The 11,864-nt window shown below is 67.8% G+C and carries 13 protein-coding genes; 6 read left to right on the forward strand and 7 right to left on the reverse strand.

Annotated features, from left to right (window positions below; all coding sequences use genetic code 11):
- Window positions 1-2 precede the first annotated feature (2 nt).
- The 5 genes from GEU84_RS21325 to GEU84_RS06645 all read right to left on the reverse strand — a co-directional run bounded on the left by GEU84_RS21325 (window position 3) and on the right by GEU84_RS06645 (window position 3,832).
- Window positions 3-944 (reverse strand): capsular polysaccharide export protein, LipB/KpsS family, encoded by a 942-nt coding sequence (locus GEU84_RS21325; RefSeq protein WP_152824722.1) that lies wholly within the window; start codon window positions 942-944, stop codon window positions 3-5.
- Window positions 945-947: 3 nt separating this feature from the next.
- Entirely contained in the window at window positions 948-1,934 is a 987-nt protein-coding gene (locus GEU84_RS06630) for a Gfo/Idh/MocA family protein (RefSeq protein WP_152824720.1), read from the reverse strand.
- Window positions 1,935-2,007: 73 nt separating this feature from the next.
- Complete coding sequence (locus tag GEU84_RS06635) at window positions 2,008-2,418, reverse strand: hypothetical protein (RefSeq protein ID WP_152824718.1); 411 nt, start codon at window positions 2,416-2,418, stop codon at window positions 2,008-2,010.
- Window positions 2,419-2,511: 93 nt separating this feature from the next.
- Window positions 2,512-3,276: an EcsC family protein gene (locus GEU84_RS06640; protein ID WP_152824716.1), complete on the reverse strand. Its 765-nt coding sequence runs from the start codon at window positions 3,274-3,276 to the stop codon at window positions 2,512-2,514.
- Between the two features lie 67 nt (window positions 3,277-3,343).
- On the reverse strand, window positions 3,344-3,832 hold the full coding sequence (locus GEU84_RS06645; RefSeq protein WP_174539363.1) for a GNAT family N-acetyltransferase: 489 nt from the start codon (window positions 3,830-3,832) through the stop codon (window positions 3,344-3,346).
- Window positions 3,833-3,918: 86 nt separating this feature from the next.
- Between GEU84_RS06645 and GEU84_RS06650 the strand changes: the two genes are divergently transcribed.
- The 6 genes from GEU84_RS06650 (at window position 3,919) to GEU84_RS06675 (ending at window position 9,117) form a co-directional block, all read left to right on the forward strand.
- Window positions 3,919-4,503 carry a flavin reductase family protein gene (locus GEU84_RS06650; protein WP_152824715.1) on the forward strand — a complete coding sequence of 195 codons (585 nt, stop codon included), beginning with the start codon at window positions 3,919-3,921 and terminating at the stop codon, window positions 4,501-4,503.
- A 120-nt stretch (window positions 4,504-4,623) separates the two neighbouring features.
- Entirely contained in the window at window positions 4,624-5,877 is a 1,254-nt protein-coding gene (locus tag GEU84_RS06655) for a Coenzyme F420 hydrogenase/dehydrogenase, beta subunit C-terminal domain (RefSeq protein ID WP_152824713.1), read from the forward strand.
- A gap of 96 nt (window positions 5,878-5,973) precedes the next feature.
- On the forward strand, window positions 5,974-6,840 hold the full coding sequence (locus GEU84_RS06660) for an S-methyl-5'-thioadenosine phosphorylase (RefSeq protein WP_152824711.1): 867 nt from the start codon (window positions 5,974-5,976) through the stop codon (window positions 6,838-6,840).
- Window position 6,841: 1 nt separating this feature from the next.
- Window positions 6,842-8,095, forward strand: coding sequence for a DoxX-like family protein (locus tag GEU84_RS06665; RefSeq protein WP_152824710.1), 1,254 nt, complete (start codon window positions 6,842-6,844; stop codon window positions 8,093-8,095).
- Window positions 8,095-8,571, forward strand: a complete 477-nt coding sequence (locus tag GEU84_RS06670) for a DUF2269 family protein (protein WP_152824709.1) — start codon at window positions 8,095-8,097, stop codon at window positions 8,569-8,571. Before GEU84_RS06665 ends, GEU84_RS06670 begins: the two co-directional genes overlap by 1 nt.
- 12 nt (window positions 8,572-8,583) lie before the next feature.
- Window positions 8,584-9,117 carry an adenine phosphoribosyltransferase gene (locus tag GEU84_RS06675; protein ID WP_152824708.1) on the forward strand — a complete coding sequence of 178 codons (534 nt, stop codon included), beginning with the start codon at window positions 8,584-8,586 and terminating at the stop codon, window positions 9,115-9,117.
- Between the two features lie 286 nt (window positions 9,118-9,403).
- On the opposite strand, the gene GEU84_RS06680 is transcribed toward GEU84_RS06675, so the two are convergent.
- The gene (locus GEU84_RS06680) at window positions 9,404-10,816 is read right to left on the reverse strand and encodes an FAD-binding oxidoreductase (protein WP_152824707.1); all 1,413 of its coding nucleotides are present in this window, start codon (window positions 10,814-10,816) and stop codon (window positions 9,404-9,406) included.
- A 65-nt stretch (window positions 10,817-10,881) separates the two neighbouring features.
- Window positions 10,882-11,664: an MBL fold metallo-hydrolase gene (locus tag GEU84_RS06685; protein ID WP_152825121.1), complete on the reverse strand. Its 783-nt coding sequence runs from the start codon at window positions 11,662-11,664 to the stop codon at window positions 10,882-10,884.
- Window positions 11,665-11,864 lie beyond the last annotated feature (200 nt).

Genomic DNA, 11,864 nt, shown 5'->3' on the forward strand with positions numbered 1-11,864 from the left:
GCTCAGCGGGGCACGGCAAAGCCGGTGGCCGCCACCTTTTCCAGAAATTCATCGACCAATGTGTCGCGCCCCGCGTTCAGGCAGTTCAGCGCGAAATACCAGTAGAGAAAGACTGCGTGGGGCCAAATGGTGCCCAACGCGGCTTCAATGCCTGTGTCCATGTCGGCCACCCTGGGCACTGTCACCGCGCAATGGTGGAAATCGCTGTGCCCGCACAGCACCACCGGCACGCCGTGCAGCATCGCCTCGATGCCCACTGCCGAGTTGATCGTCACCGCCACATCGGCCACCGCCAGCATGTCGTGGATATTGGCCGCCACGATGCTCAGGCGGCTATCCTGCGCGGCCATGCGGGCCAGAAAGCGGGCGGTGGCAGGGTCGGCATCCAGCGGATGCGGCTTGATCAGGATGGCGCGCGGGTCGTCGCGCTCCATCAGCGCCTTGACCATCTGGCGCAGGGTCAGGTGGCAGGTCTCGCCGGTCTGGCGGTGGCTTTGAGATTGCAGGAATACCGCGATGCTGCCCCGTGGCAGATCGGCCCGGGCCTGCGGCTGCTCATAGCGTGACTGGCGGGCCTGCACCAGCCGCCGGTGCAGGCGGGCGGCAAAACCCCCAGCGGCGGCACTATCCACCGCCCCGGGTTCAAAGGGTTTTTCGGCAATCGACGACAGCGCCCTGATGCCCCATGGATCAAGGTTCCAGAACGGATAGACATAGGCGATGCCGGTGTTCAGCAGGCGCGGATGGCGGTGGCTGCCATGATCGGCTATGTGGAACGCCTGATCCGCGGCCACCTGACCGGGCAGCAAAGCCCGGTCATGCTGCACACAATCCACCGCCAGACCGCGCTGCCGCAGCCCGTCGATCAGGCGGCGGTAATAGGGTTTCAATAGCGCCGCATCGCGCAGCACGCTGCCCGGCAGGTGAAAGACGAAATCCGCCACAGGTCAGATGGCCGTGGCCACCGCGAACACCCTGTCGATCATCACCTGTGTGCCGCGCGAAAACTCCAGCGGGCAGGCATAGGGCACGCCCTCACGCACGGAACGGCCGAACGCCTCGACCTGCAGCTTGTATTGCCGCACCGCCGGGAAGCGTTCCACAGTCACCGACAGGCCGGGGCGGTGCAGTTCCACCCGCGCCTCGCCGAATATGCCGGCGTTGAACGGGCCGGGGGCCACGCGGATCAGGCCCTTGTCGCCCTGAAACACCACCTCCTGCCGGGGGAACAGCCGCATCGAGGTCATCGCGCCATAGGTGAACTGGCCCAGCGGCCCGGCGAATGTGCCCGTGACCTGCGCCCAGACATCCACGCCATTTTCCCAGCGGATGCGGGCTTGCAGATCCTCAGGCTCTGCCGCGGTCACGAAACGGACCGAACCATAGGTGTAAACCCCGATGTCGCGGATGCCGCCGCCCGCCGTTTCGGGCCGGTTGCGGATGTTGCCGCTGTCGGCCCCGTTGTCAAAGCTGAAGGCCGCATCGGCATGCCGCAGCGTGCCGATCTCGCCCGACTGCACCCATTCGCGGGCGCGCTGCCATTGCGGGTGATGCACGATCATGTAAGCCTCGGCGGCCAGCAGCCCGCTGGCGTCACGCGCGGCGATGATCTGGTCGATCTCTTCGGCCTTCAGGGCGATGGGCTTTTCGGTCAGCACATGCTTGCCCGCCGCCAGCGCCTTCAGCGTCCATTCCAGATGCAGATGGTTGGGCAGCGGGATATAGACCGCGTCAATCCCCGGATCGGCCAGCAGCGCATCATAGCTGTCATGCACGCGCAGGCCCGGGGCAAAGGCGGCAAAGGGCGCGGCATTGGCGGGGTTCGACGTGGCCAGCGCGGCCAGTTCGGCACCTTCGGCCTCGTGTATGGCCGGGGCCATGTGATGGCGCGCGAAATTCGCGGCCCCCAGAATGCCCCATCTGACGGTCTGCATCGCATCCTCCCCGGTGTTGTGCGCGGGCAGGCTAGCGCGGCGCGGCGGCGAAGAAAACGCCAAATCGCGCCGGTCAGGGCGCGGCATCGGCAAAGGTGCCGCGATAGTCGTTGCGCCAGAAGATCACATCGCCGATGTCATCCACCACTTCGGAAAACCGGATGCGCCGCCCCTTGTCCGACAGGGTGACGCGGTAGCAGATCCATTCCGTCTGATAGCCCAGCATGGTGCAGTAAAGATCGTTGCGCGTGGTCCAGCGGCCAGCCACGTCACCGCCGAAAAGCCCCATGTTTGACCGCAGGGTGGTGCCATCGGCGTTCCAGACCTGCTGGCGACGGTCGGCTTCGGCAATGGTTTCCGCCCCGTCCTGATCAAAGAACACGCGGCGCCCCTCCAGCAAGGTGGTGATGCGGTCCTTATTCGCAGGGCCGGGCGTCAGGCAGGCGGCCAGCAGCAGGGGCAGCAGCAAAAGCATCAGGCGCATGGCAGGGCTCCGGCAAGTGGTGCCCCATCCTGTCAAAACCCGGCCACCGATCAAGTGACAAGCGCCGTCATGCACAACGCCACCGCCCGCGGGTCAGGCGCGCGTTACCCGGGCCGGGGCCGTGGCCGCCTGAAACGCCGCCAGCACCGGGCCGTTGCCATGCGTCTGCGCCAGCCGCAGCAGCGCGAACCGGATCTGCGCCATTTCCCGGTAATAGCCCAGATAGGCCGCGTTCAGCGTGGCCCCGGCGACCGCGCCCAGCACCGGCACCGCCTGCGCCGCCAGTTTCTGCCCCAGCGCCGCCGCCAGACGCGGGGCCACCGCCGCGATCACCCGTTGCAGCGCAGGCCCGGTCAGCGTCAGCCGCGCGCCAAGGAAACTGGTGTTCACGCCCTCATCCACCGACAGCGGGCTGGCGGCCCCGAACACGCGCAGGCATTCCAGCCGGGTGATATCATGGTCAGGGTCAAAGCCCTCGGCGGTAGCCGCGCCGCGGATGGAATGCAGGATCAGTGTGATGGTGAACGGCAGTTCGGCCAGCGCCGTGGGCAGCCCGCCCAAGCCCCCCGCCGCCCCGGTCAGCGCCGCCAGCGCAGGTGCCGCGCGTGGCCCCAGACGCGGGGCCAGCCGCCCGGCCCCCGCCACGCGGTAGCTTTGTTCCAGCGCGATTCGGGTCAGGCCTTCGATCTGGTCCTGCAGGCCGGCGGGCAACAGCGCCACCTGCGCCTCGATCGACCCGCCAAGCCGGTTCATCACCGCGATCAGCGGGCCGTTCGCGCGTTTGTAGCGCAGCGCCAGCGCCGCGATTTCGGGCGCGGGGTCATGGTGCAGGGCTGGCAGGGGCGCTGTGTCTTCCATAGGGGGAAGGTAGGGTGCTGCGGCCCCTGCCGCAATCCCCCGCGCCTGTGCCCCGCAAGATCACAGCCTACCGACGCGCCTTGACCACTGGCCCCGCCACGCCTTTCCAGCCCCCCGCCACCAGTTCCAGCCCCAGCACCCGGTCAGGGTTGGTCGGCGGCGGCATCACCACATCGGGCAGCTTTCTGAACCCGAAGCGCCCGTAATACGGCGCGTCGCCCACCAGCAGCACCCGTTCCCAGCCCAGCTTGCGCGCCTCGGCCAGACTTTCGGTGATCAACAGCCCGCCCAAACCCTCGCCCTGCCGGGTTGGATGCACCGCCACCGGCCCCAGCAGCAGCACATCCTGTTCGGCCACCTCGACCGGCCAATAGCGGATCGCGGCGGCCAGAATATTGTCAGCATCGCGCAGCACGCCACACAGGGCCGCCACCGTGGGCACCCCGTCGCGCAGCCGGTAGGATGACAGCGCCGTGCGCCCCGGTGCAAAGCACAGATCATACAGCGCCTCGACCTCCCACCAGTCGGCCTCGGTCTCTTCTTCCAGTTGATACACGCCGCCTCCTGAAGATCAGGCCCCGAATCCGCTGGAAACGCCCGTAACACGCTGTCAAAACGAGGGCAAACCGGAATGGAGGCCCCATGTTCTACCGCCCCGAAAACGGCCACGGCCTGCCACACAACCCGTTCAACGCCATCGTCACCCCCCGCCCGATCGGCTGGATTTCCACGCGGGGGCCGGATGGCGACAATCTTGCGCCCTATTCGTTCTTCAACGCGGTGGCCTATGTGCCGCCACAGGTCATGTTCGCCTCGACCGGGGCCAAGGACAGTCTGGCGGCGCTGCAAACCTCGGGCGTGTTCTGCGTGAATATGGTGGGCGAGGCACAAAAGGATGACATGAACGCCACCTCTGCCGCCCTGCCGCGCGGCACCGATGAGTTTCTGCATGCGGGTGTGGCCAAGGCGGAATGCGAAACGATCGACTGCCCGCGCGTGGCCGAAAGCCCGGCGGCGCTGGAATGCCGGGTGACGCAGGTGATCACCCTGAAAGGCAAGAACAACTTCCTGATCCTTGGCGAAGTGACAGGCATCCACCTGCGCGATGATTGCGTGGTTGAGGGGCGGTTCGATGTGACACGCTTCAACCCGCTGTCGCGCCTTGGCTACCGTGACTATGCAGTGGTGCGCGATCTGTTCGAACTGGCCCGCCCGGGCGAAGGCTGACGTTGCGGGCAAGTCGCATGGCCGCCGGTGCTAACGGCTGCCGGTGACGATGCCAAAGGGTGACAGCATGCCTGTGCCGCGCTACCTCTGAAGATGACCCAGCCGAACCGGAGCCCGCCCATGCCGCGCGACACACCTCCCGGCCTGACCGCACCCGCTCTGCCGGGGGTCGCGCGCCCGGGGCTGTGCACCGATTGCGGCGTCTCGCGGCTGGAGGATGGCAAGGCCTGCGGGCGGGCCTGCCAGTTCATCCAGCCCGACTACCCCGCACTGGAACGCCGCGTGCATGGCCGCACCGCCGACCCCGCCCGGGGGGACGAGGCGTTTTTCGGCACCACACTTGCCATGCACCGCGCCCGCCTGACCCCGCCCGCCCCCGGCGCGCAATGGACCGGCATCGCCACCGCGCTTGCCGCACGCCTGCTGGAAACCGGCGCGGTTGATGCCGTGCTGGCCGTGGCCCCCGACCCCGCCGACCGCTGGAAACCGCTGCCGGTGATCGTGACCGACCCGGCCCGCATGGCCGATGTGCGCGGCATGCGCATGGGCTATGCGCCCACGCTGGCGCTGCTGGAACCGGCCCGCGCCGCAGGCCACCGCCGCCTCGCACTGATCGGCATCCCCTGCCAGGTCTATGCACTGCGCGCGCTGGAGGCGGAGCTGGGTCTTGACCGGATATATGTCATCGGCACCCCCTGTTCCGACAACACCACCACCGCGAATTTCCACAGCTTTCTGGCCCTGCTCGACCCGGCCCCCGAAACCGTCAGCTATCTGGAATTCCGCGCCGATTTCCGGGTGGAACTGCGATTCGACGATGGCCGCCCCACCCGCACCATCCCGTTCCTGCAACTGCCGATCAGCCACCTGCCCGCCGATTTCTTTCCCATGACCTGCAAGACCTGCGTTGATTACACCAACCGGCTGGCCGACATCACCGTGGGCTATATGGGCGGCGACGGCGACCAGTGGGTGATCGTGCGCAACACGCGGGGCGCCGAGCTGCTGGCGCTGCTGGACGGCAAACTTGCACTGGCCCCCTTGACCGACAAGGGCAAGCGGCAGGGCGCGGTGAAAGGGTTCCTCGCCAACACCGCCCGGGCGGCGGGAGGCATGCCCCTGCGCCGGATGCCCGATTGGGTGCGGCCCATCGTGTCGTGGCTGCAACCCCGCATAGGGCCGCGCGGGCTTGAATTCGCCCGCGCGCGGGTAGAGATGAAGGCGGTGGAAACCGTGCTGCACCTGCGCCGCAACTTTCCTGCCCGGATGAAGAACATGATCCCCGCCCATGTCTGGCGCATCGTCGCCCCCTATGGCCTGACGGCTGCCCCGGGCGAAGTGCGCCCGCCCGACGACGCCCCGCCCAAATCCTGAGCATCCGTCATCCCGCCGCAACCTTGGCGCGTGCAGCCCCTTCCGGCCCCCGGCGACAGCCGCTAACGTGGTGACGAACAGCGAAAAGGGATCAGCATGCAGACCATGATCGGCGTCATCGGCGGCTCGGGTGTCTATGACATCGCGGGGCTGGAGGGTGCCTCGTGGGTGAAGGTGAAAACCCCCTGGGGTGCGCCCTCGGATGAGGTGCTGGTCGGGCGGTTGGGCGGGCTGCCCATCGCTTTCCTGCCCCGGCACGGGCGCGGCCATGTGCACAGCCCGTCATCCGTGCCCTACCGCGCCAACATCGACGCGCTGAAACGGCTGGGTGTAACCGATGTGGTGGCGGTATCGGCCTGCGGATCGTTCCGCGAATCCTATGCGCCGGGTGATTTTGTGCTGGTCGATCAATACATCGACCGCACCTTCGCGCGCGAGAAATCCTTCTTCGGGCCGGGCTGCGTGGCGCATGTGTCGCTGGCCCATCCCACCTGCCCGCGCCTGTCGGCCCATTGCGCGGCGGCAGGGCGCGCGGCGGGCGTGACGGTGCATGACGGCGGCACCTATCTGGCGATGGAAGGCCCGCAGTTTTCCACCCTGGCAGAATCGCGGCTGTATCGGTCCTGGGGCTGCGACGTGATCGGCATGACCGGCATGCCCGAGGCGAAACTGGCCCGCGAGGCCGAGCTTTGCTATGCCTCGGTGGCCATGGTCACGGATTATGACAGCTGGCACCCCGACCATGGCGCGGTGGACATCACCCAGATCGTGGCCACGCTGGGGGCCAATGCAGCGAATGCCCGCGCGCTGATAACCGCCCTGCCCGCGCTGCTGGGGGCCAGCCGCGCCCCCTGCCCGCATGGCTGCGACCGTGCGCTGGACCACGCCCTGATCACCGCCCCCGCCGCCCGTGACGCCAGCCTGCTGGCCAAACTCGATGCGGTCGCAGGCCGCGTGTTGTGACATGCGCGTTCTGATCCTGGGCGCGGATGGGTTCATCGGGCGGCACATCGCCTTTCACTTGCGCGGCGCAGGGGCCGAGGTCATCGCGCAGGCGCGCGACCCGCGCCGCCTGGCCCGCATGGGCTTTGCCGTCGTCGCGGCCGATCTGGCCGATCCGGCCTGCCATGATCCTGCGTTCTGGCACCCTCACCTGCCGCCCGGCACCTGTCTGGTGAATGCGGCAGGCCTGCTGACCGGCAGCAATGCAGCCTTTGCCGCCGTGCACCGCGATGCGCCCCGCGCGGTTCTGGCGGCGCTGTCGCCCGGCGCGCGGGCGGTGCATATCTCGGCGGTGGGGTTGCAGGCCGATACCCGCTTCGCCCGCTGGCGGCGCGAGACCGAGGCGGTGTTTGACGGCCATACCATCCTGCGCCCCGGCCTTGTGCTGGCGGATACGTCCTACGGCGGATCGTCGCTGCTCAGGGCTTTGGCGGCGCTGCCGCTGCGCACGCCCGTCATCGGCACCGGCGATCAGCCCTTCAATCCGATCCATGCCACCGATCTGGCCAGGATCGTGCAGGCCTGCCTTGTTGCCCCGCCCGGCCCCGGCCCCTGGGATGTGGGCGGCCCCGAGACAATCTCTCAGGCCGACCTCAGCCGCCTGATGCGGCGTTGGCTTGGCCTGCCCGCGCAGCCGCTTTTGCACCTGCCCCTGCCATTGGCCCGACGGCTGGGCCGGCTGGGCGATGTGCTGCGGCTGGGGCCGCTGTCGGCCACGTCGGTGGCGCAGCTGGAAACCGGGGTGCGGGCCGATCCGGCCCCCCTGCTGGCCGCAACCGGCCTGCAACCGCAGCCCGTCAGCCAGTTTGTCTGGGCCCGCCCGGCCGGGACGCAGGACTTGTGGCAGGCCCGGTTGTATCTGCTGAAACCACTGGTCCGGCTGGCACTGGCGCTGATCTGGGCTGTATCGGCGCTGCTGGGGCTGGGGCTGCCCGGCCCAAGCTTTCTGCCCGCCGTCGCAGCCCTGCCCGAACCACTGGCGCTGCTGCTGGCGCGGGGCGGCGGGCTTGTCGATGCGGCGCTGGCCCTGGCCCTGCTGCGCAACTGGCAGCCGCGCAGGACAGCGCTCGCGCAACTGGCCGTGGTCGCGGCCTATACCCTTGGCCTGACCCTGATCGCGCCCGGCCTCTGGCTGGACCCGTTCGGCGGTTTGCTGAAAAATCTGGCGATACTGCCGTTGATCCTGGTGCATCTGGCACTGGCCGAGGAACGGTGATGGACCCATACCTCATAGCGCGCTGGCTGCATATAGTGTCCTCCACCGTCTTGTTCGGCACGGGTATCGGCACGGCGTTTCAGATGGTCTGCGCGATGCGGACCGGGCGGGCCGAAACCATCCGTTCCGTTTCATCTGCGGTGGTGCTGGCCGATGCGGTCTTCACCACCCCCGCCGGCATCATCCAGCCCCTGACCGGGCTGTGGCTGATCCATCTGGCGGGCCATTCGCCAACGGCACCTTGGCTGCTGGTTTGCTACGTGCTTTATGTGCTGGCCTTCGCCTGCTGGCTGCCGGTGGTGGGTCTGCAAATCCGCATCCGCAATCTGGCCGCCGCAGCCGTGGAAGCCGGGACGCCGCTGCCCGCCGAAGTGCTGCGGCTTTACCGGATGTGGTTCGCGCTTGGCTGGCCCGCCTTCGGCGCGCTGATCGGCATATTCTGGCTCATGGTATCAAAACCCGATCTCGGCTTCTGAAAGGCGCTTCCCATGGTGAAAACCGTCCGCGACTATATCCGCACCATCCCCGATTTCCCGCAGGCGGGCATCCTGTTCCGCGACGTGACCACGCTGTTCGCAGATGCGCGCGGGTTCCGCATGGCCATCGACCAGTTGCTGACGCCCTATGCCGGCCTCCGGATCGACAGGGTGGCGGGGCTTGAGGCGCGGGGCTTCATCCTGGGGGGGGCGGTGGCGCATCAGCTGTCCACCGGCTTTGTCCCGATCCGCAAGAAGGGCAAGCTGCCCGCCCGCACCATCGAACAATCCTACCTGCTGGAATATGGCGAGGCGGTGGTGGAAATGCATGACGACGCGCTGCAACCCGGCGAAAAGGTGCTGCTGGTCGATGACCTGCTGGCCACCGGCGGCACAGCCGAGGCGGGCATAAGGCTGATCGAGCGGCTGGGGGCCGAAGTGGTCGGCTGCGCCTTTGTCGTCGATCTGCCCGATCTTGGCGGTCGGAAAAAGCTGGAGGCGCTGGGGATGGAGGTGCATGCCCTTTGCGCCTTTGAGGGGCTCTGACCGCCTTCATCCGGGCAAAGGTGCCCCCGCCGCAGGCTCCCCGCGGCGTTATGCGGGTCCACCCGCCTGTTGCCCAAAAATCTTCGAAGATTTTTTGCAAGAATTTTACAGAAAATTCTTGGGCAACAGGCTTCCACGCTGCGGGGCCTCGGTCTGGCGAGCCGAAAACCCTCACCAGCCATCGCGGGCGGTCAATGACGGAGGCCTCCGGCGGGGATATTTTTGGCAGAAAATGCACGGTGTTTCCTGCACGGCGTCATGGCGCGCCGTGACAGGGGAACCAGCCTTAACCGCGCAGCACCGCCCCGGGGTTCATGATGCCGTACGGGTCGAGAGCCGCCTTGATCGCGCGCATCGCGGCCAGCTTGGCCGGGTCGCCATAGCGTTCCAGATCACCCACTTTCAGCCGCCCGATGCCATGTTCCGCGCTGACCGAGCCGCCAAAGCCATGCACCATGTCATGCACCAGCGACTTGATCGCGTCGCGGCTGTTTTCGTGGTCGGCGCGGCTGCGGCCCCGCACCGGAAAGACATTGTAATGCAGGTTGCCGTCGCCCAGATGGCCAAAGCAGTTGATGCGCCAGTCGCCCAGCCGGGCCAGCGCCGGGCCAGCCGCCGCGATGAAATCGGGCACCGCCCCCAACGGCAGCGAAATGTCATGGCTGGAAATCGCGCCGATCCGCCGGTTGCCCTCGGGGATATTCTCGCGGATGGACCAGAAATCCGCCCGCTGCGCACCCGATTGCGCGATCAAGCCATCGCTGACCAGACCCGCCGCCATCGCTGCTGCAAACAGGCCTTCCAGCGCCGTCGCGGGGTCAAGGCCCTGCGGCAGGCCCAGGTCGATCAGCACCATCCATTCGGGCGGGCTGGCAAAGGGCTGGCGCAGGTCGGGCATGGTTTCGGCCAGAAAATCAAGCCCCATGCGGTGCATCAACTCGAACGCCGACACCAGCCCGCCCAGCCGTGCCTGCGCCATGGCCAGCAGATCCAGCGCGGCTGCCGGGCTTTCCACCACCAGCAGCGCCGTGCCCTGACCGGCAGGGATCGGCGACAGTTTCAGGCTGGCGGCGGTGATCACGCCCAGCGTGCCCTCGGCCCCGATCAACAGGTTCTTCAGATCATAGCCGGTGTTGTCCTTGCGCAGCCGTTTCAGCCCGTGCCAGACCGTGCCATCGGGCAGCACCGCCTCCAGCCCCAGGCACAGGTCGCGGGCATTGCCATAGCGCAGCACATTCACCCCGCCCGCATTGGCCGAAAGGTTCCCCCCGATCCGGCACGACCCTTCCGACGCCAGCGACAGCGCAAACAGCCGGTCCGCCGCCAGCGCCGCCGCCTGCACATCGGCCAGCACCGCCCCCGCCTCGGCCACCATCACATTCTCGGCGGGATAGACCGCGCGAATGGCAGTCATCCTTTCCAGCGACAGGATCAGTGGCAGCGGGCCCGATGGCATCACCTGCCCGCCCACCAGCCCGGTACCGCCCCCAAGCGGCACGATGCCGACGCGGCCCGCCGCACAGGCGCGCACAACTGCCGCCACTTCATCCGCGCTGCGCGGCAGCGCAACGGCGCCACCCTGCCCGTGATAGCGCCCGCGCGGCTCGGCCAGATGGCGCGGCTCGGGCGTGCGCAGAGTGTCTTCGGGCAGGCGGGCGGCCAGGGCGGCCACAAAGCCGGGATCGGCGGGGTTCAGCATCAGCACCTCCGGGGTTGGGCCGGAACCTAGCCCGCCCTGCGCCCGCCTGCCAGCCCCTGCCCTGATCAGGGCAGCGGCTGCGGGTCCAGCACCAGGATCGTGGGGCGGCGCGGCAGATCGGCCAGCGACAGTTCGATATCGGGCTGCTCCAGCCGCACCACCTCGAATTCCGCGCCCATCGTGGTCAGAAACACCTCCAGCGAACTGCCCGAAAACCAGTGCATCGGAATCACCACCGACGACCGCAACCGCCGCACCACATTCATCATCGTGGCAATGTCCATCGTATAGCCGCCGTCCACCGGCACCATCAGCACATCCATCCGCCCCAGCGCCGCATATTGCGCGGCATCGGGCTCATGGTGCAGATGGCCCAGATGGCCGATGCACAGCCCCGCCACCTCGAACACGAAGATCGAGTTGCCATAGCTGCGCGCGCCCTCGCCAAACGGCCCGCGCGTGTCGGTGCTGACATTGCGCACCAGCATTTCGCCCAGATCCAGCTCGTGCACGGCGGGCTCCAGCCCCTCGCCCCAGCCCTTCAGCACATGGGGAATGCGCGGGTCGGGGCGGCTGGTCCAATGCGTCGAATGGGCGTTGTTCATCGTCACCACATCGGGCACCACATCCACCGCGCCCAGATAGCCGGTGTAGTCGGTGGCCGCCACCAGCCCGCCCGGCGTTTCCAGCACGAAGGTGGCATGGTCGACATAGCGGATGCGCACCCGGTCCTGGGCCAGTGGCGCACCGAAACTGGCCTTGTGGATCACCTCCAGCCCCGGGGCCGCGGCCAGCGCGATGCAATGGCTGGGAACGCGGTCCTGCGCCATGGCGGGCAGTCCGGCCATCAGGATCACCGGCAGAATGAATCTCAGCACGCGCAACTCCTTGCCAGGGGGACAGGCCTGCGCGCCCCCCAAAGCGCCCGCCTCTCTTTCCAGAACAAAATATCCCACGGGGGTCCGGGGGTGTGAAACCCCCGGCGCCGACAGCGGCGCAATCACATGACGGAAATGCTAGCACGCCCGGCGCATATGCCCGCATGCAG

The sequence above is a fragment of the Fertoeibacter niger genome, from assembly GCF_009380135.2.
GTDB lineage: Bacteria > Pseudomonadota > Alphaproteobacteria > Rhodobacterales > Rhodobacteraceae > Fertoeibacter > Fertoeibacter niger.

What these genes read in the sequence shown, in the direction of transcription:
- GEU84_RS06650 (WP_152824715.1), top strand. Translation starts at nt 3,919, where the DNA reads ATGTTCTACCGCCCCGAAAACGGCCACGGCCTGCCACACAACCCGTTC.
- GEU84_RS06665 (WP_152824710.1), top strand. Translation starts at nt 6,842, where the DNA reads ATGCGCGTTCTGATCCTGGGCGCGGATGGGTTCATCGGGCGGCACATC.
- GEU84_RS06670 (WP_152824709.1), top strand. Translation starts at nt 8,095, where the DNA reads ATGGACCCATACCTCATAGCGCGCTGGCTGCATATAGTGTCCTCCACC.
- GEU84_RS06640 (WP_152824716.1), bottom strand. Translation starts at nt 3,276, where the DNA reads ATGGAAGACACAGCGCCCCTGCCAGCCCTGCACCATGACCCCGCGCCC.
- GEU84_RS06675 (WP_152824708.1), top strand. Translation starts at nt 8,584, where the DNA reads ATGGTGAAAACCGTCCGCGACTATATCCGCACCATCCCCGATTTCCCG.
- GEU84_RS06630 (WP_152824720.1), bottom strand. Translation starts at nt 1,934, where the DNA reads ATGCAGACCGTCAGATGGGGCATTCTGGGGGCCGCGAATTTCGCGCGC.
- GEU84_RS06680 (WP_152824707.1), bottom strand. Translation starts at nt 10,816, where the DNA reads ATGCTGAACCCCGCCGATCCCGGCTTTGTGGCCGCCCTGGCCGCCCGC.
- GEU84_RS06660 (WP_152824711.1), top strand. Translation starts at nt 5,974, where the DNA reads ATGCAGACCATGATCGGCGTCATCGGCGGCTCGGGTGTCTATGACATC.
- GEU84_RS06655 (WP_152824713.1), top strand. Translation starts at nt 4,624, where the DNA reads ATGCCGCGCGACACACCTCCCGGCCTGACCGCACCCGCTCTGCCGGGG.
- GEU84_RS06685 (WP_152825121.1), bottom strand. Translation starts at nt 11,664, where the DNA reads ATGGCCGGACTGCCCGCCATGGCGCAGGACCGCGTTCCCAGCCATTGC.
- GEU84_RS06635 (WP_152824718.1), bottom strand. Translation starts at nt 2,418, where the DNA reads ATGCGCCTGATGCTTTTGCTGCTGCCCCTGCTGCTGGCCGCCTGCCTG.